This is a genomic window from Bacillus sp. AFS017336 (assembly GCF_002555445.1).
Taxonomy (GTDB): Bacteria; Bacillota; Bacilli; order Bacillales; family Bacillaceae_G; genus Gottfriedia.
Window position 1 is genome coordinate 1 of the sequence record NZ_NUCO01000145.1, and the last position, 25,242, is coordinate 25,242.

The 25,242-nt window shown below is 35.1% G+C and carries 13 protein-coding genes and 1 pseudogene; 10 read left to right on the forward strand and 4 right to left on the reverse strand.

Annotation, left to right across the window (positions count from 1 at the left end):
- The first annotated feature begins 153 nt into the window (after window positions 1-153).
- A complete protein-coding gene (lsrF, locus tag CN601_RS24750) occupies window positions 154-945 on the forward strand; it encodes a 3-hydroxy-5-phosphonooxypentane-2,4-dione thiolase (RefSeq protein WP_098172668.1) in 792 nt (263 codons plus the stop codon).
- A gap of 1,271 nt (window positions 946-2,216) precedes the next feature.
- Here the strand turns inward: lsrF and CN601_RS24755 are convergent.
- The 3 genes from CN601_RS24755 to CN601_RS24765 form a co-directional block, all read right to left on the reverse strand.
- Complete coding sequence (locus CN601_RS24755) at window positions 2,217-2,960, reverse strand: hypothetical protein (RefSeq protein ID WP_098172669.1); 744 nt, start codon at window positions 2,958-2,960, stop codon at window positions 2,217-2,219.
- Between the two features lie 29 nt (window positions 2,961-2,989).
- Complete coding sequence (locus CN601_RS24760) at window positions 2,990-3,547, reverse strand: signal peptidase I (RefSeq protein ID WP_098172670.1); 558 nt, start codon at window positions 3,545-3,547, stop codon at window positions 2,990-2,992.
- A gap of 157 nt (window positions 3,548-3,704) precedes the next feature.
- Window positions 3,705-7,823 carry a S8 family serine peptidase gene (locus CN601_RS24765; protein ID WP_098172671.1) on the reverse strand — a complete coding sequence of 1,373 codons (4,119 nt, stop codon included), beginning with the start codon at window positions 7,821-7,823 and terminating at the stop codon, window positions 3,705-3,707.
- A gap of 333 nt (window positions 7,824-8,156) precedes the next feature.
- Between CN601_RS24765 and CN601_RS24770 the strand changes: the two genes are divergently transcribed.
- The 5 genes and pseudogenes from CN601_RS24770 (at window position 8,157) to CN601_RS24790 (ending at window position 13,792) form a co-directional block, all read left to right on the forward strand.
- Window positions 8,157-9,593 carry a YfcC family protein gene (locus CN601_RS24770; RefSeq protein WP_098172672.1) on the forward strand — a complete coding sequence of 479 codons (1,437 nt, stop codon included), beginning with the start codon at window positions 8,157-8,159 and terminating at the stop codon, window positions 9,591-9,593.
- Window positions 9,594-9,815: 222 nt separating this feature from the next.
- Window positions 9,816-11,909, forward strand: coding sequence for a sigma-54 interaction domain-containing protein (locus CN601_RS24775; protein ID WP_098172673.1), 2,094 nt, complete (start codon window positions 9,816-9,818; stop codon window positions 11,907-11,909).
- 20 nt (window positions 11,910-11,929) lie between these two features.
- A pseudogene (locus CN601_RS24780) lies at window positions 11,930-12,197 on the forward strand (DDE-type integrase/transposase/recombinase); the annotation flags it as partial.
- Window positions 12,198-13,047: 850 nt separating this feature from the next.
- Window positions 13,048-13,413 (forward strand): hypothetical protein, encoded by a 366-nt coding sequence (locus tag CN601_RS24785; protein WP_098172674.1) that lies wholly within the window; start codon window positions 13,048-13,050, stop codon window positions 13,411-13,413.
- A 205-nt stretch (window positions 13,414-13,618) separates the two neighbouring features.
- The gene (locus CN601_RS24790; protein ID WP_098172675.1) at window positions 13,619-13,792 is read left to right on the forward strand and encodes an aspartyl-phosphate phosphatase Spo0E family protein; all 174 of its coding nucleotides are present in this window, start codon (window positions 13,619-13,621) and stop codon (window positions 13,790-13,792) included.
- 125 nt (window positions 13,793-13,917) lie between these two features.
- Here the strand turns inward: CN601_RS24790 and CN601_RS24795 are convergent, their stop codons facing one another.
- Complete coding sequence (locus CN601_RS24795; protein ID WP_257131814.1) at window positions 13,918-15,090, reverse strand: ROK family protein; 1,173 nt, start codon at window positions 15,088-15,090, stop codon at window positions 13,918-13,920.
- A gap of 780 nt (window positions 15,091-15,870) precedes the next feature.
- Here CN601_RS24795 and CN601_RS24800 point away from each other — a divergent pair.
- From CN601_RS24800 to CN601_RS24815, 4 genes are all read left to right on the forward strand, one after another.
- Entirely contained in the window at window positions 15,871-20,697 is a 4,827-nt protein-coding gene (locus CN601_RS24800) for a S8 family serine peptidase (protein ID WP_098172677.1), read from the forward strand.
- Between the two features lie 223 nt (window positions 20,698-20,920).
- On the forward strand, window positions 20,921-21,904 hold the full coding sequence (locus tag CN601_RS24805) for a sugar-binding protein (RefSeq protein WP_098172678.1): 984 nt from the start codon (window positions 20,921-20,923) through the stop codon (window positions 21,902-21,904).
- A gap of 18 nt (window positions 21,905-21,922) precedes the next feature.
- On the forward strand, window positions 21,923-23,389 hold the full coding sequence (locus tag CN601_RS24810) for a sensor histidine kinase (protein WP_098172679.1): 1,467 nt from the start codon (window positions 21,923-21,925) through the stop codon (window positions 23,387-23,389).
- Window positions 23,383-24,960: a response regulator gene (locus tag CN601_RS24815; RefSeq protein WP_098172680.1), complete on the forward strand. Its 1,578-nt coding sequence runs from the start codon at window positions 23,383-23,385 to the stop codon at window positions 24,958-24,960. Before CN601_RS24810 ends, CN601_RS24815 begins: the two co-directional genes overlap by 7 nt.
- Window positions 24,961-25,242 lie beyond the last annotated feature (282 nt).

The window sequence follows — 25,242 nt, forward strand, 5'->3', positions numbered from 1 at the left end:
GATATGATTCAATGCCGCCCGGGCGATGCACATTACCTTATCAATCAAACTGACAAAACCTTTAAAGCTCTCTTCATTAAATCTCCGCATATTTTAGAAAGAGATGTTGTGAATATAATGAATCCAGAAATCAAGTTAAGGGGTGAATAGATAGTGAGCTGGGGATTTCAAAATCGATTAAACAAAATATTACCAAATAAGAGAGCAGTAATGCTTGCAATCGATCATGGCTATTTCTTAGGACCAATAAGAGGCTTAGAAAAGCCTGAGGAAACTGTCAGAGACTTACTTCCATACACGGATTCGCTATATTTAACAAGAGGTACACTTGCAGCATGTATTCCGAAAAATACGGAAAAACCAATGGTTCTTCGTGTTTCAGGCGGTCCTACAACGTTAGGGAAGGATCTAGCGAATGAAAGGATCGTTACTTCAATAAAAGAAGCAATTCGCCATAATGTTGTTGGTGTAGGGGTTTCGGTTTTTATCGGATCTGACTATGAAACTCAAACAGTAACAAATCTAGCTCAGGTTGTAACTGATGCTCATGATTATGGATTGCCTGTACTTGGAATTACTGCAGTCGGAAAAGAGCTAGAAAAACGGGATGCCAGGTTTTTAGCATTAGCTTCAAGAGTTCTTGCTGAAATGGGAACCGATATTGTAAAGACTTATTATTGCGACGACTTTGAACAGGTAACGAGTAAGTGCCCGGTTCCAATAGTTATTGCAGGAGGCCCAAAATTTAAAACAATTCGTGAAGCACTGGAAATTACGTATAATGCTATGGAGCAAGGTGCGGCTGGGGTAGATATGGGAAGAAATATTTGGCAATCTCAGCATCCTCTTGCAATGATCCAAGCAATACATTCCATCGTTCATAAAGGATTCACAGTAAATGAAGCAGTAGATTTATATGAATCTTCTTCAAAAGTAAAAGCTTAATATAAGATGTTAAAGGGTACCATGTAAAAAAACGCATGAACACCTGGTGTTTACTTATCACAATTTCTGAACTTCAATTAGTAATATAAAACATATGTCAATTATAACAACAAAAATAAGAACAACGATAATGTTATTGATAGCACTAAAAAAAAGAGGCTAACCATTTAGTCTGGATAGTCATAATTGGCTATCCATATTTTTCTAAATTCTTTATAACACAAGTCCATTAAAAATAGGATTGGAATGAATATTTAATAGTTTAACAAACTGAAATTCCACATTGAATAACGCATTAGTTCAATAAGATTGTGAAAGGACTGTCAAAATTTAGACAGTCCTTTTTCAAATATTAAATATCAAGATTTTACTTTAACAGAGCCTTGATAAAAGAATGACAAGTAGTTTGAAAAATTTATACTTGCTTATTTCATTCATCGAAATACGTTTTTTCGATTTTCAAAATGTAGGATCATAACTTCTATAATTATTAAGATCTTCTAGCGCTTCGCTTAATCGAAGCAGGTTTAAGCAAATGGATGATAGAGATTGGGCAAAATGTTTTTTACTTGGTACGTTAACATCAATGCTAACGGTATAACTTTTGGATTTATTTTAAAAGGTGTTCTTTCTTAAGGGAAATACATCTATCATTTTAAAAATGTGATTAAGTTTACCTAAGAAGTTGGTGAAATTTGAAAACTTACTTTATATTAGTGCGATGAAGTATATCCAAATGCCATATATTCATCAGTTGTGAGGTAGAGGGGTTCAATTGGAGACGGATATTGAGAATAAGTCTGTTTTGTTTAGTTATGATGGGAAGAATATACATCGGAAGTATATTTAAAGCCACCTTTTTTAGGTAGTTTTCTTAATGGATTAGAAAGTATCTTAACTTTGATTATGTTATTAAAGATTTGTAACTAAAGAAATTCCTAAAAAGACTAACTGGAATATTCGATTTTGTTTTGAATTTAAAATAAATAGAACGATAACTCATCTGATCTACATTCATAATGTTGTGGAAAAAAACTATTAATTGAGCGACTTGATAAAAATATTAAACATTATCTATCGAATATAGTATTTTAAATTACAAAAAATATTTAAAGAGGAACCAGAGCTCTTATTTTAAACTATTCTTGAAACAAAACAGTTCCTTATTATTGTTTAATTCTAAGGTAACTAAACCAACTACTAGTTTGTCATTATTTTTCTGGACAACAAATAAACAGACGACCAACTGGTCATCTGTTTCGATCAATACATTACTTGTATAAAGCACCATCGTCCTTTTGTTTAGCTTTAACAGATAGATTAGCAGAGTATGCCACACCTTGGTAATCATTCTTTGCTGACTCATCAAGCTTTACGCCAAATGAAATATCAATGTATTCATCTGTTTCTAAATTCCAGAATTCGTTATCTTCTCCTGGTTCTGCACCATCACCCAAAAGAAGTGTTTTATTGCCGGCAGCAGCAGAGTTCGCTGCTGCTCCTGTAGCAACAAATCCCGCTGCTGTAGGAGCGTTCAGGAAGCCAGTTACCATTTCTACACCTTTTGGAAGTTCAGCTGGAGCTAGAGAAGGGTGTACTTCATTCGTAGTTCCTTCGAATAATTCTTCAAGTTTCGTTTGTGATTCCTTTAATACTTCTTCTGTTGGTTTTACTTTGTATTTAAGCGCAACATAGCCGACTTTGTACTTATTTAGTGGAAGAGGTTTATCTAGTGATTGCTGCAATTTTGCTTGTAAAAATGTATCGGCCGTCCCTGTGTTATCAATAGTTAGCCAATCTCCAAATACTAGTTGTGATGGTGCAAAATTTTCAGCCTCAACAATGCTCCCTTTAATATCTTCACCGTTATTAAGCTGCACAATTGTATTTGTGATTTTTCCTTTAGCAGTTGTTTCGGAAGTAAACCAAGAATACGTTCCATAGCTTGCTGCAACAGCAACTGCACCAGCAAGTGTTGTGCCTAATAATGCTTTCTTTGCTTTAACGATTTTCATAAAATAATTCCTCCGTCTTAAAATAGTTTTTATCTGGATACAATTTCTTCATTAGAATGCTGTTTTTCTTTTCGGGAAAGACGTTCAAAAACCGTTAGACAGATGTACCCTGTGAGAGGAATGGTGATTAACAGTAAAAATCCGATCGGACTGCTTGCAAAATCTGATACATATCCGAGTTTAGGTATTGCAGCTATTTGTTTTCCAAAGAAATGTTGTTTCGTGACGATCATTGAATCTTCAACATTGTTGTTGTCACCTTTTGTCACCAAACCATCTTGTCCATCCTGTTCTTTAACAGCTATTACTCTATGAGTAATGAATTTTGTATCTGATTCTTTAAAGGTTATAACATCTTTCACTTTTATATTTTTGAATTCTACTTTTTTAATCAATACAAGATCTCCCGATTGAAGATGCGGCTGCATACTATTAGAGAGAACGATTAATGGTGTGTATCCAAAAAAACGCGGTAAGCTGCCAGGATTTTTACTAGATTGATACACCTTAACGCCGATATAAATCGTTAATAGAAAAAAGATAAGTAGAATAATATTTGAAAGCCATTTTGTTGTTTTTCTTCTCATAATTCTGCTCCTAACATCATTATTTTTGCGTTGTTTTCTTATTGTTATTGATGTCAGAAAAAAACATAATCGCGTAACCCCTACCACAATTAATCAAGAAATGGTGGTAGGGGAATGAATTAGTTCATAATTTGATGAATGAAATGCATTCTATTTATTACTGAATCCCCAACTCTTTCAAGATACTTTCTAATGTCTTGCCATCATACGTTTCTTTTGCAGCTGGTGGATTTTCAACATCTTTATTCTGCAATAAGTAATTGTCTTTAACAAAGACGATGTCTTTTTCATCAACAGTACCATCAAAATTAATATCTGCCGCACGGTTGTTTGTCTTCCAAGCGTTTTGAATTTCAATCGCGTCTAAAACATCAATGACGTTATCTTGGTTGACATCCCCAGCTTTAATATCAAGATCAAATGGGTAGCTGACATACATATTTTGACTATAATTTTCACCTTTATATTCAAACCCAATCTCTTGTTTATGGTGAACTTCAAAGTGACCAGGTATTTTAATCTCAACGATATATGGATCCTTGCTTAATGGAAGCTTGGCTACTCTGTAAAATCCACTTTGCTGGATTAAAGAAGTAGCGTCAAAAGTAAATCCGTTTGACTCCTTGAATTTTAGCGAAGCCCCAACCTTTGTCCAATCTTTCTTATCAAGAATAGGACTAAAACGAGCGGTGCGGAATCCATCCGGCAATACTCGACCATAAGCGGCGTTGAATTGCGGCAGAATCTCAAAATTGTAACCAGCGTTAAGTAGTTTACTAGTTTGATTTTGACTATTTAGTACAGTAGCCGTTGGATTGATGCTAGCCTTTAAGGTGTAGATTTCATCCGTAATCTTTAATGTAACATCCACAACTGCCGTATGATCAAATGCCAAATTGGAATCGTTAAAGACAACCTTTACTTCGTCTCCATTAACCTTTATGGTTGCTTTGTCTGATACTCCATTCGCAAGTTTAGCATCGACAAAGGCCACTGTATTGCCATATTGTTTTTTCAAGTTCCAAACGACTTCTTTTGCGTCACTTACATTGTCCAAGAATAATTGGCCTTTAATCGTTTCACCTGTTTTTGCTTTTTTGATATCGCTTTTTGCATACGTAACTGGTGTCCCTTCTTTGACAAAGAAATATTCTTTTGTTAATGGTAAATTACCAGCAAAATCTGAACTATCTAATGTAAATCTCTGTGCTGGAATGGTATCATCCAAGGCAACTACACCTGCAAATTTTCCTTCCTTATCCATAGAAATAGGGTAGAGAGGGAGCTTAGGGTCCCAATTAGGAAACAAATCATTCGAAGATTGATCGATATCTATTCCTGCTTTCTGCATCTCTTCCACGAGAGGATCGGTAATTTGAACATTGTATGGATATGATTTTTGACCTGGTTTATATTCAATGAAAGGAGACTGCCCATCTAATGAACTTGTGGATGTAGGATCGTCAATATCAATGAAAATATCACGAGTGTCTTTTACTACTTTTCCAGTTTGACTTACAAATGTAAACTTCAACTTATAGTGGCCAGGTTTTGCATAACTCTCTTCTTTTGCAATAGGCTGTTTAGGATCCCCTGTGAATGCATAGTACGTCCCCCAAAAGCATGATATGGAAAATTCAAGACCCACTGGAAGAGACTCTGCGTTTGCCATCGTTCCGATAAAGCCTAAATCTTTTCCTGTTTCTGCATCTTGCAAGGTGATATCCAATGATTTCATGCTTTGATTTAAATAAAGGGAAGCATAACTCAAATAATTATAGTTAGGTCGACGTCTATCTGGACCTGGATCTTGATCTAAATATAATGGCAAAAAGGAAGGTGTCATGAGATCTAAAGTATAGAATGCATTGCTTTTAATATAGAAATTAAATGGAATACGGTACTTATCGGATGAATCTGATTTATTCGTCAGCGTTATATAACCTTCGTATAGGCCTGGTTTTGCCGTCTTTGGTGCTGTCAAAAATACAGTTTGTTTCACTTCTTTGTTGGCTTGTACTGTAATGCTTTTGCTTGTGCTAACGACAATACCATTTTTACTCAGGCTGTTCGTGCTACCTTTCAATATATTTTCTTCTACAGAAACAGTGAAATTTTTTGTGATGTCACCGTTGTTTGTGAAGCTTATGTTTTTACTAACACGAATATTGCTTCCTTCCTCGCGGTCGTAAAAGCCAAAGCTTATTTTACCGGATGGATTTTTTACCTTCATGTAATCCGCGCCATTTGGAATAAGGGTATCCTCGGTAGCTTGTATTTTCATTTCACCATGAATGGCTTGATAAGGGTCTACGCGACCTGCTCCCATTTCATACAAACTATACTCGCCATTTAAAGGATCAGCCGTATTCATAAGTATCGTTTTAATATCATCTGGATCAAGCTCTGGGTTTGCCTGTAATAATAATGCGGCAATTCCAGTCGTGTGTGGGGTTGCCATTGATGTTCCTGAAAGACGTGCATAGGCATATTTATAATCTTCTTGATGTTTAGGGTCAATCGTGTAAGAAGGTACTGTCGAAAGCACACTCACTCCAGGAGCAACGACCTCTGGTTTGATATCATTAGTTTTATCGACTGGCCCTCTTGAACTGAAGTCAGCTAATTTGTCTCCTCCAGTTACGATATCTTGCAAATTTGAGAAAGTTAATGCTGTGTTCCCTTGAGCGATTTTTGCCTTTAATTCCTCACCTGCCGCTTTTGTAATAGAAAAAGCAGGAATGAATGAAGGGGATTCCCCTAGATTAATACCAATCTGTCCATCTACATTGTTACTCATAATAACAGCAGTTGCCCCGTGTTCTTTTGCAAATTTGATTTTGTCAGCGAGGGCAACGGTCCCGCGTTGAATAAAAGCGATTTTTCCTTTAACATCTTTGTTTGCATATTCTTCTTGTGAACCTAAGCCTACATCTACAAGCTCAAGTGATTTTTCATTTAAGATAGAGAAATTATCCGAATAGCTCCTGCCCATGCTAATGAGCTTAGTGGACCAGTCTCCTGAAATGCTACCTGTAAATGAAGCTAGCTTAACAGGAACATCACTTGCTCCTACCGTTAAAGCTAGTGCAGCTGTACCCGGTGAACCCAATGTTCCAAAATCCGGACCTGAATTTCCTGCAGCTACAACAGCCGTCACACCATTCAACACAGCATAATTGATCGCAGTACTAATTGGATTATACGGATCGTTTACAGCTGCCCCTAGTGAAAGGTTCATGATATCCATTCCGTCATTCACTGCTTTGTCAATACCTGATAGGATTGATCCATATGATCCGCTACCATATGGTCCTAAAACGCGGTATACATAAAGATCGGCATCTGGAGCTATACCTTCTACAGAAACTTCACTATCATTTTTATTTTGGCTTGCAATCGTTCCAGATACATGCGTACCATGCTCTGTGTAATAGGGACTTCCGTATTGATTATATTCAGGCTCGTTTGATTTCTGCCAATCAGCATACGTTGTTTCCATTGGGTCATTATCATTATCTACAAAATCATAACCACCTTTGTATGCATCCTTTAAATCAGGGTGATTATAGTCAATTCCAGTATCAAGAACAGCTACTTTTACGCCTTTTCCGGTAATGCCTTCCTTATGTAACTTGTCAATTTTTAAATAAGGAATACTATCAACAGAAGTAGTGATTTCTCTATTAACATCTTTTGGAAGATCTTTTTTTATAGGATCAACAGGATCAATTGTAAAGGTCTGGTTTTTGTAAACAGCTTGGACAACATCGGATTCCAATAGGAGTTTGACTTGATCGGCTGGCAATGTCATTAATACGCCGTTATAAGCTTCGGTGAAGGTCTTGGTGATGGGATAAGAAATGCTTTTCGATTTAGAGTTCTCTTTAGACAAATGTTTTTTGATGTCTTCCTTAAAGGTTTTATGTTCTTTTTCGACTTGCATTGCAGCGTCTTTATTTGTTAACTTTTTGCCTTTTGCAGCTGCTTCTAATACAGCAACTTTACTAGGATTCGATTTGAATTCTACAATGACAGAAATATCTTTTTCCGTCTTTAACTCCGCCTCACTGAAGCCTTGTAGCCCCGTAGGCTTGTTCACTTGTAATTTATTCAATGCTTCACGTTGTTCCTTTGTCAGAGATGACAGTATGTCCTCTGTCTTAAGTTCTTGTGCTGCAGCTTTAGAGGAAAGTACCGAATGAATAGGTGAGACTATTAAGCCTGCAGAAAATGCGATAACAACTGTTTTCTTAATTAATGAATTAATGTCCATAAGACCCCCGCTTTCTAATTTTGATAAGGTTTCCAAAAAAAGTAATTATATAATCCTTTCATAAAATTCTGAATTATCCATAAAGGATTGTTCTCAAACATAATATACTAAATCTTTTGATGTTGTAAATCACTTTTTTTGTTTTTGATAAAAAGTTTTATAGATTCGTAATCTTCTAATTTATAAATATAAAAATATCTTGATAATTAACTGTTTAACCTATAAAATATTGCTTTTAAAAAGTGTTTTATTTATAAAAAAATAAACTTTTTATCATTTTGTAAAAAACGATAGGGTAAAGTAAAATAAGAATTAGAAATTGGAGGATACTTCATGCAATATATAAGGAAAGAGGCTCAGGAGAGAGTGGAGAAGATAAGAAGATTCGTACAACCTGACGCTTATGTTCTATTATTTTTTGTTGCATTGATCTGCGCTATTGCCACATACATTTTACCGGCAGGTGGATTTGAAAGGATTAGAAAAGATGACATCACCATAACGGTACCTGGGAGTTTTCATTTTGTTCATTCAAATCCTATTGGTTTTGTAGATTTCTTTACTACGTTCCAAAGTGGAATGGTAAATGGAGCGCCACTTATTTTCCTTATCCTATTTACAGGCGGAGCCTTCGCTGTCATTGGAAAATCGGGTGCGATCGATGCGCTTCTTAAATCCACTCTTACTCGTTTCAAGAATCATCTGTTACTTTTAATTATCCCTATAGGATTGATATTTTCTGTTTTGGGAACAACAGGGATTGTGGTCAATTCGGTTATTGCTTTTATTCCTTTAGGATTATATATCGCACGAGAATTGAGATTAGATCCTATTTTCGGCGTTTCCCTTATCTATCTAGGAACCTACGCTGGTTGGAACGTACCTGTTTTTGCCCCTCAAACGCTCGGACTATCACAGCGTATTGCCGAACTTCCACTTTTTTCAGGAGTAGGCTATAGGATCATTATCTATCTAACATTTCTGACCGTTACTATTCTTTATGTATATTTTTATGCACGCAAAATTCGAAGTGACCCGACCAAGAACATCCTTGGCTTAGAATCATTCACACCTGAGATCACAGTAAAAGGTGCGGGAGTAGAGACTAATAATGTATCGGTTTCCTTGCAACAAAAGCTAATTTTACTATTTGCAGGATTATCCTTGCTAGGTTTTATGATATTCTCTCAGATATTTAAATGGACAGAAAATGAAATGGCGGGTCTTTTCATTTTTATTGCCATCTGCGCCGGTTTGATTGCACGAATGAGTGCAAATGACATTGCATTGACATTTATTCAAGGTTGTAAACAAATGGTTTATGGAGCTCTCATTGTTGGGATGGCCAGAGCGGTAGGCTTAATTCTTGAGGATGCTAAGATATTAGATACCATTGTCAATGCGTTGGTTCAACCCCTTGAATCTTTGTCTCCAATTGCCGCTTCGATTGGTATGTTTATCGGAAGTGCTGCTCTACACTTTTTGATTTCTTCGGGTTCAGGGGAATCTATTATGTTGATGCCGATTCTCATTCCTTTGGCAGATTTGCTGCATATTACACGTCAAGTAGCTGTCCAAGCGGTCATGTTTGGGGAAGGATTAGTAAACACGATCAATCCGACATCCAGTGTGCTGATGGCTATACTAGCGACTAGTGGCATCTCCTATGGAAAATGGCTGAAGTTCATGCTTCCATTAACGGTAGTTTGGTTTGTTCTCGGAATTAGTTTCATCATTATCGGTATGATGATTAACTGGGGACCTTTTTAAAAAATTGAACATTAATTAAGGGGTTTCATTTACACATAGGAAATTTTAAGTTTGAAAAAACGGAAAAGCAATCGGATTTCCTATCGGGTTAAATACATTCCTTAATAGAGGGCTGGCTTTATTAAAATACCCTGACCCTGGTAAGAGATTTTTATTACGTGTAGTTTTAGGTTTGTTTTTAAGCTATTATTATTCTAAAAAAGATTTTAAGAGGTGAGAAAAATGGGGATACCAAGCATTTTACTGCTAACAAGAGGGGAGAAGCTAGTACAGACATTTAAGACTAATATGAGAATATTTTTCGGTAACAATATTGAGATTTATACCGTTCATGAGCACCAGGAGCTGGATGCCCAATTAGTTAGTGAGTGTGAACTGATTCTAGTTTCCTCCGAAAGATTATTGGATCGTTTACCAAAACTACTCCATGAGCGGGCACTGTTTGCCAGAAGAACCTTACATTTGCCAAAACTCGTACAATTGATGGATTTAGCACCGGGAACCCAATGCTTATTTGTCGCTAACAGTATGGACACAATTGAAGATGCCATTGAGCTTTTGAATCGTCTGGGGTTTGAACATTTGGATTTTATTCCATATGCTCCGAAGCCAGCGGAAATCCGCCCTACACTTGAGGGCATTGATGTAGCGGTTACTCATGGATTAAAAGAACTCATCCCGGAGACGATTGATAAAGTGATTGATTTGGGCATGCGTCCAATTGATTTGACAACGATTTATGATATTGCCCAACAATTGAAGCTTCCTATGGAGAATGCGCATTTCTATAAAGCTGAGTTTTTCCGTGATTTTGTTCGCGTTGGAAGAAAATTAGCCAATTCCGTAAACAATGAGAAGCGATTAAATCAAAAGCTGGAATCCGTATTTAATGCTGTTCATGAAGGGATTATCAGTATGGATGAATCGGGAAACATTACGGTTTTTAATGATGAAGCGGAGAAAATCCTCAGCCTGTCTGCAGATAATTGCCTTGGAAAGACGTGTTGGGATGTAATCCCTGAGTTTAACCTGAATCAGATTTTTCAGTTCCACGCGGAGGAGTCTAATCAATTATTAGTGATACGGAGCAAGGTTCTTCTGGTTACCAAAGTTCCCATGATGCTGGACGGGCATTTGATGGGCGTCGTTGTTACGTTTAAAGATGTAACGATCGTCCAACGAAATGAACAGGAAATCCGCAAAAATAGTAGCCGTCTGGGATTAACGACAAAATATTCTTTCGAAAATATTATCGGAGTAAGCAAGTCCATCACCTCTACGAAACAGGTTGCTGTCAGACTGGCAGTAAGTGATTTTAGCGTATTGATCACAGGAGAAAACGGTACGGGTAAGGAAGTATTTGCCCAAGCGATTCATAGGTATTCGACCCTGCGTAATGGCCCATTCGTTCCGGTGAATTTTGCCGGCCTTTCAGAAAGTTTGGCAGAAAGTGAATTGTTTGGATACGAAGAGGGTTCTTTCACAGGAGCTAAAAAAGGAGGGAAAATGGGTCTATTCGAATTAGCCCATAATGGAACCATTTTTCTGGATGAGATTGGGGATGCTCCTCTCAGTATTCAGGCAGCCTTGCTGCGTGTGCTCCAAGAGCGACAGGTGATGCGGGTAGGAGGAAATCGAGTAATTCCAATCAATGTCAGGGTGATCGCTGCCACAAACCGAAACCTGAATAGTATGGTGTCGCAGGGTACTTTCCGGGAAGATTTGTACTATAGGCTCAACGTTTTGCCGTTAAATATCCCAAATCTTAGAGAACGACAAGAAGATCTTTTTATCCTCATTGACTATTTCCTTCATGATAATGAGATAAAGCTACGTTTTACACCAGAAGTAAAAAATGCTCTTTTAAACTACAGCTGGCCAGGTAATATTCGGGAGTTGGAAAATTTCATTAAGTATCTGAAGGTAATCGTAGAAGGAGATACAGTGAAATTACAGCATATTCCTGAGCGTATTTTAAATAACAGTATCATCTTGTCAACTCCTCTAGCTCCAACAGCCGAAAAGGAGGACGTACTTCAATTCTTGTCACGTCACGGTTCCCTGATGGATTATGAAGATATCTTGACGATCCTGTGGAATATCAGTAAACGGCAGGAGCGGGTGGGACGAACTGTTTTATGCTCATTGCTCTCCCGTCCCTTATCCGAGGCTCAAATTCGCAATAAGCTATCGATTCTTAAACGGTATGGATGTGTCACAATAGGTGTCAAGAAGCAAGGTACAACGATCACACCTATGGGAATACAGGTTTTACAAAGTATCAGAGAGAAATTAATTGAAAAGAAAGTTCATTAGTTGTAAAAAAGGTTCTGATGCTACGGTGTCAACTTAAGTCAAGAAATGACTCCAGGCGAGTTGATAATACATTTATCAAAGTAAAGAGTCAATGGATGTTCTTTTATCGTGCAATAGATACGAAATAAATACCATTGATATTTATCTAAGTGAATCAAGAGATAAACAAGTAGCCAAGTGCTTTCTCAAGAAAGCCTTGGCTTTTTCGTATGTTTCCAGACCGCGTATCATAACAGTCGATAAAACCCAGCTTATCCTGTAGCTATTCAGCAATTAAAGGAGAATCGTCTTTTGATATTTCTTGGTCAGACTTCTCTTTTTCCTCGTTATTAGACTAGAGAATGGTGAAGCGAATCCACCTTTTCGGCAAGAGTACCTTAATGGTTATATTTTAGGTTATCCAATAACCAATAAAGAGATTTAAAAACTGACCCAATAACAAATAAAACAACTAAAAAACTGACTAAATATCTGTGTTTAGTTGAATATTCTTATTAATTAAAAATCGGCATGATTCTTGCATAATAAACTGTAACTTCTGAAGTTTATAACACAATGAAATGAGGGGGATATCCGATTGAAGAGTTAATCAAAATAAGGTGCTCAATGCTTCAAAGGAAATAAGCGGAGCAAGATTGAAAAAAATTCAGAATTGGTGGATACCTCATCCAATCCATTAGGAAAGAGACAACAGTTGGAAAGACAGACGCCCAGGGGGCTGGTGTAAAAAGAATTAGAAAGCTAACTTAAAATGAATATTACCTATCCCAGGAGCAATTTTTTATTCGGAAAGAAAATTTTACAACCAAAATAAACAAAAGCACTATGAGTCTGATATTATTTTACCACTACAAAAACTATTGATTTTGTTTTGAAAGTTAATAGTTTTCTAGAAAAATTCATGCAAGTTGAATTCTTTCATCATGCAATCCATTCTTCAGTGGGATTTGAAACAAAAGAAAATATTGAACCTATTTTTTATTTATTTGACAAGGGGTTTAGGATGAGTGGGTTCATTTAATATTGCGTTAAGTTAACTCGATATGTGTAGGTATACATATATTCTATATAGTTTTAAATCTTAGATGCTTCGTAAGATAAAACTAAACAGATTCGATTTTAGAAGGAGAAAATAAGAATGACTAAATACGATAAGCTATTTCAAGGTTACGTTTTTGAACTAATTAATGCTGTTATCGAAGAAGAAGAACGATTTGAAAGAATTCGTAAGATCAATCAGAGTAGATTCGAAAGTAAGCAAGAGTTAGAAAAGTGGATTCAAGAGAGATTTGGCCCTATCTCTATTCAAGGACGCATTATTGCTGTCTTTAGGAAATATTGGTTGAAATGTGAAGAATTAAATATGCTAGGTGAAGATGAGTACGCTAATCCGAGAGACTTCGTTGTAGATTGGTTATCAGGAACGTACCAAGAACTATATGAGATTATAAAATCTATGCCATATTATCCAATTGGAGTTGACGAAGAAGGAAGCTATTGTTAACTTCTGCTAACGGGAATTGTGTGAACTTGCGATAATGCTGTATAAAACAATTTGGATATAAAGGGAAGGGAGAATTCGTATTAGACTAAGAAATATATTCAAAATACCCAATTAGCAATTTTTGTTCGGAATGACAAACCTTATACAATAACTATTGTTTATATTTATGAAGAAATTGATAAGAATTGAAAGGTGAGTAAAAATAATGCGTTTGAGAAAATTATTAGTTCTAAATAAGAGTATTGATGAGCAACGTGATGCCATGTATGAATTAGTAAAGGAGAAAGGCTTATCAGATCCACAGATAATAAAAGTTAGCCAACAATTAGATAGAAAGATTATCAAGTGGCAAAAATTAATTCTGGTGAAAAAAACTTAATACATTTACAATTAATCTCTAAAATTAGGACATACTGATACTAGTACTTAAAAAAAGAACAAACCTTCAATAGTAGTATGGGGAATAAAGAAATGAACCGCGTGATTTTTTCACGAGGTTCATTTTCATTCAACAAAATAATTAAAAATCATACTGCCTGTACCAATGGCAACTGAATTATACTCCAATGATGTTTTGACAAATTGAACTGGATAGTCTGAAAAATGCCGGATTCGTTGTAATGCTGTCTCGGATGCTACTTCGTAAAAGATTTGATTTGATCCGAGCGGTCCCCCAATAACAACGACATCTGGATATAATGAGTGAGTTAGTGTAGTAAGAGCAACTCCATAATAGTAGGCAGCATCCCGAATGACATCTTCACAAAGTGCATCATTTTCTTTTAAAGCATTTAAAATATGATTAAATTGCAAATCATCTAAATTATTCACCAGCTGCGAAATAATAGACTTCTTCCCTCTTTTTATGCGATCAATGATTTCTTTGCGAACTGAAGGTATACTGCTGTATGCTGCCAGGCAACCAAATGAGCCACACGAGCATTGACGACCATGTATATCTATTGGAACGTGACCAAATGAACCTTCCAAACCGTTTTTTCCGCGAACGACTTCTCCGTTTAAAATGATACCACATCGAATTTCGAATCCTGATAAGGTAAAGATAAGATTATTTACTTCTTTTTTCAGATAAATGCTTTGGTACTCACCGAGTGCAGCTAAATTGGCACCATTGTCAAGCAGCACAAGTGTATTAAAATGTTGTTTTAAAGGTTTGACAATGTCTACGTTTTCCCACCCGTCAGACATAAACATTTTAGGATTAAGAATGATGCCTTTTTCACGATCTATGGGACCGACGGCACCCATTCCGATTCCTAGTAATTGCTCATGCTTAACACTATGTTTGGATAGCATCTGTTCAATATTTTCGATAATGAATTGCAAGGTGTATTCCGCTGTGCTTTGCCAAGTCATCTCCAGCCTGGCAGAGTCTAAGATATTTAAGCTTAAATCAAGAAGTAGTACTGTAGTATACGAACTTGCAATGTCCACACCAACTACATAAAAAATGGCCGGATTAATCGTATACATTGACGGTTTTCGTCCGCCAATCGATATTCCAAGACCGCTTTCATAAATTAATTCTGCTTGTAAGAGCTCATCAATTAGACGTGCACATGTTGCTGATTTATAGCCTGTTAATTTCATTAAAGTGTTTTTATCTATAGGTCCATTTTTGTGAATTAATCTATAAATACTTTTAAGACTCTTCATCTTAGGAGACATCGAACCAACAAAATGCTGTAACATAACTTTCCTCCAGTTGCTCGAAATTGTATTAATCATAATTATAGACTTTTCAGAATCTGACAACAAGGGAATTAGAATTAGAAAATATGAACTTTGTTTATTTTTGATAAAAACATATTGATTATTAAAGAAAAATATATGTTATTTCAATTTATATACATATTAAAACCTATAAAACAAGTAATTTAATATCATTTTGAATTTAAGTTTGTTTATAAATTATTTTAGTGTTCTAGTATATTATTAAAATCTTATTATTCAAAAAGGGGAATGTGTGTACGCATTTAAGAAGCACCATTGTTATAGGAAATCATATCGGGTTTCGGCCAGAAATCGGTCTAATCCTTAGATCCGGATTAGGAATTTTAGCGAACTTGATTAAAAATGCTATTGATATTCAATAAAATGACATTCTTATTTCATGGTCTCAATATGTTCTTTTTAACAAAATGATAAAAAGTCTATAAGAATATAAATTTTTAATGCAGTATTTTATAGTTTGAATAGTGTTTTATCAAGTATTTTTTGTTTATGTAAATTTAAATCTATAATTCTACATAACTTTTTATCAAAAACAAAAAAAGTTATTTACAATGCCGGAATATTTAGTATATTATGTTTGTGAACGATCCTTTAGGGAAAATTCAGAATTTTAAGAAAGGGTTATTAAATTTTCTAGGAACATCTCAAAATTAGAAAACGGGGGTCAAGGCATTATCTTGATAACTAGAAGGAGAGAGAAGATTGAAGAATCATCAAAAGCTAAAAAAGTTCACAGCAGTTGGGTTGGCATCATTATTATCAATATCAGGTTCAGCTTCTTTTGTGGGCGCTGCAAAGGTAAAGGCAGATACATTGAATCGAGACACTTTAGTTGCCCCAGATAGAACCGAACAAAAGAGAATTGCTCCTACACCAGAGCCTAAAGACCATGAAAAAGTTCGTGTAATAGTTGAATTAGAAGGGGCACCTGCAATATCTTATTCTATTAAAAAAGGCATTAGATATAAAGATCTACCAGAAACAAAAAAAGTAGAGTTGCAATCAGAAGTTAAAGATGAGCAAAAAGATTTTTTAACAGATGTTAAAGAAGATAACGTCGATTTTAAAGTTGATAATACCTTTACAACAGTTGTTAACGGTGTCAGTGGTGAAATCGAATATGGTCAGATTGATGAACTTGAGAGTTTACCAAATGTAGAATCTGTTAATCTAGTAAATGAATATGAAAGACCAAAAGAAGAACCAAATATGCTGTCTAGTAAAAAAATGGTACAAGCCATTCAAACTTGGCATGATAGTTATACCGGAAGAGGCATGGTAGTTGGAATCATTGATACTGGCATTGATTCGTCTCATCCAGACATGACATTAAACGAAGATCCTAAAAATAAGCTAACAAAAACAAAAACAGATGAACTTATCTCAGCAAATAACCTACAAGGAAAATATTTTACTACAAAAGTTCCGTATGGCTATAACTATGCAGATAAAAACCAAGAAATTCTGGATCTTGGACCAAATGCAACAATGCATGGGATGCATGTCGCTGGAATTGTTGGAGCAAATGGTGACGAGAGTGGGAATGGTATTAAAGGTGTCGCTCCAGAAGCACAGCTATTAGCCCTAAAAGTATTCAGTAACGATCCAGCTAATCCATCTACATATGGTGACATTTATGTAAAAGCGATTGATGATGGAATTAAGCTTGGAGCAGATGTTCTGAATATGAGCTTAGGTTCACCTGCAGGATTTGTTAATTCTGATAGTATAGAACAAAAAGCGGTTGAAAGAGCTGTTAACAGTGGCGTATTAATGTCAATTGCTGCTGGAAACTCTGATCAAATTGGAAGTGGTGGTCCTAATCCGTTCGCATCTAACCCTGATATCGGACTAGTTGGTGATCCTAGTGTTGCAACTAACTCAATTTCAGTAGCAAATATTGAAAATGACTATATACAATTGGACGAAATGAAAGTAACAGTTGGAAACGAAACGCTTTCAATGGCTTTTCAGAGACAATCCGCTCCTAACCCGGTTGAGGTATTTGGGACGAATAAGGACCTTGATGTTGTCTATGTGGGCAATGGGTATAGTTCACAGTATGATGGTAAGGATGTAAAAGGTAAAATTGTATATGCAATAAGAAAGTCAACGACAAGTGGTCCAAACTATGCTGCAATTCAAGCAACTGCTCAAGCGGCAGGGGCTGCTGGAGTTATTATTCGAGGTCATGAAACTCATGGAGATTATGTACACATGGCATTATCAAACCCAACTATTCCTGTTGTTTCAATAGGGATTAGTGACGGAAATGATCTTGAGTCTAAACTTATTGCTGCTGGTGGTACCGGGAAGGTTACATTTACAGGAAAAATGAAGACGGTTGTAAATAGCGCTGCTGGTAGAATGAACTCATCAACTTCTTGGGGTGTGACGCCAAGTTTGGAATTAAAGCCTGAAATCACCGCACCAGGTGGACAAATTTACTCAACCCTAAATGACGGAAAATATGGAACAATGAGTGGTACTTCAATGTCTGCACCTCATGTGTCAGGGGGAGCTGCACTAGTACTACAAAAAGTTCAACAATTATTCCCAAATTTACAGGGAGCGGATAAAGTAAAAAGAGTAAAAACGCTCCTGATGAATACAGCAAAACCAGTTCAGGATCCAGATGACAATAATATATACTACTCTCCACGTAGACAAGGTGCTGGACTTATGCAACTATATTCAGCTATTAATACACCTGTTTATGTTGTGCGAAAAGGCACTAATGATGCAAAGGTTGAATTGAAAGAAATCAAGACCGATAAATTTGAAATGACGTTAACAGCTACTAACTTTAGTGATAAAGATGTAACGTATAATGTGGACACATCAGTTTTAACTGATGCAATTTCAAATGGGAGAAACGCTCTAAAATCACAGGTGATTTCAAAGGCTATCGTTACAACTGATTCACCAACTCTATCATTAGTCCCAGGTCAATCAAAAGATTTTACGATTAGCATCGATCTTACAAATGCAAAAGCTGAGTTAGAAGCAGCAATGAAAAATGGTTATTTTGTAGAAGGATTTATCACTTTAAAAAATGACTCTCAAGATGCAGGACTTCCAGATATTTCTGTACCATATGTAGGCTTTAAAGGTGATTGGAATGCAGCTCCAATCCTAGACGATACAATGGCTGACCCTTCAACTTCATACTTCAGTGGCTTGACATATGGCTCGGGATTTGTTGATCAAGATGGTAATGCTATTGGTAATAATTATGGATTTCTAGGTACTTTCAATAAAGCAAAACTTGCTATTTCTCCAAATGGAGATAAACATAATGATGCACTTTCTCCAGTCCTTCAATTTTTAAGAAATAGTAAAACGGTTGAATACAGCATTACAGACAGAAGTGGCAATACACTTCGCAAGCTATACACTAATAAATATGGAGAACGCAAGGATTATTATACTAGCGGTAAAGCTCAAGCAGGCTATTCCTACAAACCTGAATATACTCAATGGGATGGAAAAGTAAATAACAAACTTGTTCCAGAAGGTTTATATTACTATACAATTAAAACGCAGGTTGATTACCCTGGTAAGCCTCAACAAGTTGTAAATTTCCCTGTAGTTGTTGATAACACTGCTCCAGTTATCTCAAATGCTACTTACAGTAAAAATAAGCTATATTTTAAAGTTCAAGATAACGGCAGTGGTATTAGTGACGTTGATATCTATACTGATAATAAGAAAGTATGGGTAGATAACATCAAAGAAGTTAATCCTACTACAAAGGAATACGTAGTTGATTTAAAAGAACTTAAAGATAAATATAATGTTGATATCAAAAATAATATTGATATTGTCGTATGGGACAATGCAAGTAATGGTTCTATTGTTACATTATCTTCTCCTGATAACACGATTCCATATATTGTTTCGAATTCACCAAGTCCTACTGGTGCATATAATACTCGTGATATTTCTGTTACAGGATACGTAACTGATAGTTCACTAGTTAAATATTTACATGTGAGAAGTGACAAACTTGTTGGGGATACAGAGAAGAACATAGATTTAACTTATAACCCAACCTTAAAGCGTTATGATTTTAAATCACAAATCAAGTTTAGTGAAGATGGTGTACATGACGTGTTTTTTGTAGGAGAAGATGTAGTTGGAAATAAAATTGAATTCCGACGACAAATTTTTATTGATACTCAAAGTGCTAAACTTGATATTAAAGGATTACCAGCGAATAATTATGTTGCAAAAAATGCGGCAGATCCAGAAATAACAGCTTTAATTTCAGATAACTTCGATGCCTTCCGTTTAACAGTAAATGGTAATGAAGAAGATAATAAAGAATTTGAAAAACCTTTCGAGCAAAGACCATTAAATTATGAACATAAGATGACCCTTAAATTATCAGAAGGCAGAAATGATTTCCAATTTTATGTAACTGATCTTACAGGACATATTACGTTTAAGACTATTTCAATTTATAAAGGTGATACACCACCTACACCATTTATTACATCTTTAACAGGTACTCAAGACAAGGATGTAAGTGTAAATAATCCTTTTACATTCAAAGCTGGGGCATCTAAACCAATTGTTTGGGACTTTAAAGTGATTGATCCAAACGGGAATGAAATCAAAATTGATTCCACAAAGAATCCAAGTTCAACATATAATGGAAGCTTTACACCAAATGGATCTGCTGCTAGTGGGGTATACAAAGCAATTCTTTCTCCTGTAGGTGGCTCAAAAGCAGACAGACAAATCGTAAAATTTAATGTAACAAACAATGAAAAACCTGGTTCAGGTAGTACAAACCCTAGTAACTTTGTGAAAGTAAATGAAGTAAGTGATAAAGATAAGTTAGTAACTGGTGAGGCTGAAGCTAATTCAAAAGTGACGATAAAAGTTGGCAAAGTTATTCTTGCTTCAGGAACTGTAAATACTTCAGAAACTTTTTCACTCCCAATCAGAGTTCAAAAAGCTGGAACAATTCTAGAAGTGACTGTTACTGACCAAGCTGGTAAAGAGATTAAAACGAATATCACTGTAAAAGACAAGACAGCACCAACTATTCCTTCAGTAAAAAATGTTACATATACTAAAATATCTGGAACTGCAGAAAAAGGTTCTAAAGTATATGCTAAATCAGGAAAAGAAATCATAGGTTCTTCCGTTGTTAACAGTACTGGAAAATTCTCTATTAGCTTTAAAAAGCAAAAGGTGGGAACAATCCTGTATGTTTACGCTTTAGACAAATCGGGGAATGTTGGAGCTAATAAACAAGTTAAAATAAAAGACATAACACCACCGGCAATTCCATCTGTTAGTAGCATATCTAAAACAAAAATGAGCGGAAAAGCCGAGCCAGGTGCAAAAGTTTATGTGAAATCAGGAAAAGTAATTATTGGCTCAACTACTGCTAACAGTAAAGGAATATATACTGTTAATTATAAAAAGCAAAAAGTCGGAGCAACTCTTTACGTTTATGCAAAGGATAAAGCCGGGAATATTGGTCAACTTAAAAAAGTTGTAGTGAAGAAATAATGAAGGTGAACACAATAAAACAGGCTTCCATAAGCTTTCTTGTTTAAATATTTATTTTAAATGTAGACTAAATAACGTAATTCAATCTATATAGTACTACTAAAAGTCCACCTTTTATAAGGTGGACTTAGTACATTTAATGTAAATAAATCTTTATTATACATTCATTTATACACTTACATGGTTGATCAGTTATGTAGTTTCAGGGTGAAGGGGGAGTTAAGTGAGCAGGTTAGCGAGCGTTGCGTACATTTTGGGGACTATTTTGCTCCTCGTAAGTTTCTTCTTTTCTATTTATTTTGGATACAAAGTGTTCATCCATAAATTGCCTACTGAGAGTACCAATTTAGAAAAATATAAATATCATTTTGTTTTAGTTCCGGAAGAACAAGATAATGAGTATTGGAGACTTGTAGAGAAAGGAGCAAGGGCTGCAGCCGAAAAGTATGATGTATTTTTGGAGTATGTAGGACCCAAGCAATCCAATATGGATGAACATGTAAAAACAATTGAAATGGCAGTTGCCTCAAATGTAGATGGTATTTTAATGCAAGGTTTAAGTGACGAGCAGTATACGCCATTAATTGATCGAGTTGTTGAGAAAAAAATTCCGGTAATTACAGTCGATTCAGATGCGTTAAATAGTAAACGAAACGCTTATATTGGAACAGATAATTATTACTCAGGTTATTTGGCGGGCAAAGCAATGATTGAAGAAACACATGGAATCGCCAATGTTGCAATCATAACCGGGAATTTTTATAAGAATCACCAAATACAGCGGGTAAAGGGTTTTCAGGATGCAGTTAAAAATCAAAAAGGGATTCGCATTATTACGGTAAAAGAATCAGATATTAGTCGAGTTCAGGCTGCTGAGAAGACAAACCAAATTTTACAAGAGCATCCTGAAGTTAATGCATTTTTTGGGACAAGTGCTTTAGATGGGATTGGAATTGCACAAGTGGTCGAAAAATATAAAATGAAAAACAGTATGACGATAATCGCCTTTGACACACTTCCTGAAACGCTTAATTACATAAAACAAGGGATCATTAAAGCTACAGTTGTACAGGAGCCTTATGAAATGGGATATAAATCAGTAGAAATGATGATTGATCTAATAGAGGGGAAAAAGGTGCCAACTATTGTCCATACAAATACTAGAATTATGAGGGTAGAAGATTTACAAGTAAGTCATATTGAATAGAAGGGAAAGTAGCCGTTAATGTTATTTCGAATCAGATCCAAACTGCTTCTATATTTCATTGTATTAGTCGTTCTTTTATCATCAGTAGGTTTTTTTTATTATAAAAGCAATGAAAAACTCGTCAATGAGTATGATGATGGCTTTGAACGATTTCTATTGCTTAATGATATTTCACAAAAAACAAATTTTATTTCGAAGAAGCTGCATGCATATATTTTGGACAAAGAAGAACTTTACTTAGCCGACTACCAAAAAGAAAAGCTAAAATTAATCAAAGATAAAAGAAGACTTGATGAGGTAATGAAGAAGAGCGATATAACATTAATAAACTATAAAAATATGATTAATAGCTTTTTAGAGGAAACGGATGCAACTGTAAGGTCTTTTCAAAAGGATGATATAAACTACTACTCCAATCACTTTAATGAAGTATTAAAAATAAACGGGTTTCTTCAAGAGAGTACACTTTCTTTATTAAATAATAAATTATCCGATTATCAGTTATTTTATGATCAAATGGAACAGCAAAATCATTTATATAAACTTATGTTTATTTCCCTTTTTTCTGCTACATTTTTTCTGAGTATGTTGCTAGCATTATGGATTTCCGGTGGAATTACAAAGCCCATTAGTAAATTATCAGGAGCAGCAAGGCAAATTTCAAAAGGTGATTTATCTGGGGAAGATATAAAAATTACAACGAATGATGAATTAAAGCTTTTAACTGAAACTTTTAACCAGATGCGAACGAATCTTAGACAGTATGTCTTGGAAATAAAACAGAAGTCAGAGTTAGACAAACTGTTAAAAGACTTGGAGTTAAAGAGTCTTCAAAATCAAATCAATCCACATTTTCTATTTAATACATTAAATACCGTTTCAAAAATGGCTTTTTTAGAAGAAGCGGAGCATACTTCCAGATTAATTGAGGCTATTGCAGCACTGCTACGTTATAATATTGGAAATTTAAAGAAGGCATCGACACTGAGAGATGAAGTAAAAATTGTTCAAGAGTATTTTTTTATTCAACAAACAAGGTTTGGCGACCGAATTCAATTTACTACAGATATAGACGATGATTGTTTAGATCTTGAAATACCTACCTTAATTTTGCAACCAATAATTGAAAACGCATTCATCCACGGTGTTGAATCATATGAAGAAAATGCAAGGATTAGCTTAAATATTTACCGTTTTGAAGATCGTATCCATGTAGACGTGATAGATAATGGGCAAGGAATGGATGATAAAACGAAAACTAGATTACTTAATTACGTAAAAGGGAAGGATTCAGAGGAGCTATTTTCTCCAGAAAAATCAACTGGTCATTCTACAAGCATAGGTGTGAAAAATGTGATAAAAAGATTGCAACTCTTTTATCAAAGAAATGATGTCGTTGAAATTGAATCTGAATTGAATAAAGGAACAAATTTCAGACTAACCATCCCTTATATGACTAAGGAAGAGGGGGAAGAAGCTTGCTGAAGGTACTAATTGTTGACGATGAAGTTCTTGAAAGAAAGGTATTAACGAAAATCATAAATGGATTTTCAGAGGAGGTAATAGTCATCGGAGAAGCCCCCAACGGAAGATTAGCAATTGAAATGACGATAAAAGATAGGCCTGATATTATTTTTATGGATATTAAAATGCCAGGTATTGATGGTGTTCAAGCTGTACAGGAAATAAAAAAAATCGATCCTAGTATAAGGTTTATCATGGTTTCTGCTTTTAATACCTTTGAGTATGCTAAATTAGTGATGCAGCAGGGCGTAAAGGAATACGTATTGAAACCAAGTAGAAAGCAAGATATACTCGAGAGCTTACAACGTGTATCACTTGAAATTTGCGAAGAACATAATCGAATAAACGAAGAGAAAAGTTTACGGAGAAACTTTGATCGTGCTGTATCGATTGCGGGCAAGGAATGTATAAATACATTATTACTTAACCAGATTAATGATTTTAATTATAATGAGTGGGGTGAACTGCTAGGAGTTGAAATCACATATGGATACATGATGCTTTTTTCGATTCAAGAAGTCGTTGAGCCTGAGCATTACGATAAACAAACCTGGTATTTATGGCTGAAGGACACATTAAAATGGGTTGTTAAAAAATATGAATTAATGGTAGGACCTATCACAGATACACAAGTACCTGTTTTATTCCTTAGCAGGAAAACGACTGAAAAGGTACATTTTAATACGAACGCCATTAATATAATAGAAGAAATAAACCAACTTTTTCAAAAAGAATTTTTTCACGCGGAATTAAGGGTAGGAGTCGGTTTACCATATATGAATGCATGTGAACTGTATAAATCCTATAATGAGGCACTATCCGCCCTACAACAATTATTAAAAATGTCCAATCAAAAATTTTTATTCGGTAATCATGAAGAGGGCATTGAAAGATATACTTTTACAGATGTATTAGAAGCCGAGAAGCAACTATTAGATGCTTTACGTAAAGGAGATGTTAACCAAGTAACCATCATTTATGAGCAATTTGTAAGGAGACTTTCCACTAATCAATCGAATTGCGAAAAAATTAGTAAATCTTTTGATGAATTGTTTATTCTCGTTTCACGAATGCTACACGATTTGGGCATAGGTTATGAACAATCGCCTTCCATTAATCAGACTGAAGATTTGAAAATTCTTTATGATAAGGGTAAGTCTTATTTACTGTCAGTTGTTCATCAAGTACAGGATTGGCGAAGTAATCATGCAAAAGGTATGCTTCAAAAGGCGAAGGAGTATATTGAAAAGAACTACTCTGAATCTATTAATTTAGAATTAGTTGCTGAGTTTGTGGAGTTAAGTCCGTTTTATTTTAGCAAGTTGTTTAAAGACCGATTTGGTATGACATTTATTGATTATTTAACAGAAGTAAGAATGAAGCAGGCAAAAACGGAAATGCTAGGTGGTGGAAAGAGCTTAAAGGAAATATGTTATTCAGTCGGCTATAAAGATCCAAATTATTTTAGTCGGGTGTTTAAGAAGAATACAGGTTTATCACCATCTGAGTTCCGTAAAGCCACAGTAAGTTAAGTGAGTAAATTTATAGACTTTGAAAAAGACTAATTCAATTTAATGGAATATATTATCCCCCATATAGTAGACACAAAAAAGTCCTTCCAAAAGGAGCGGTAGTCTACTAAAGGGGGATTTTTTATTATTTTCAAAGACATTAAATTTAATAAATATTCAATGTATTGAAGGCAGGATTGGTCCTTTTAATTTCCTTAATAAATTCTTTTTAAAATTGTTTATAAAATAATCTAGGAATTCACAATTTTATGCTATTAGTTAAACTTATTTAACGAAATCGCT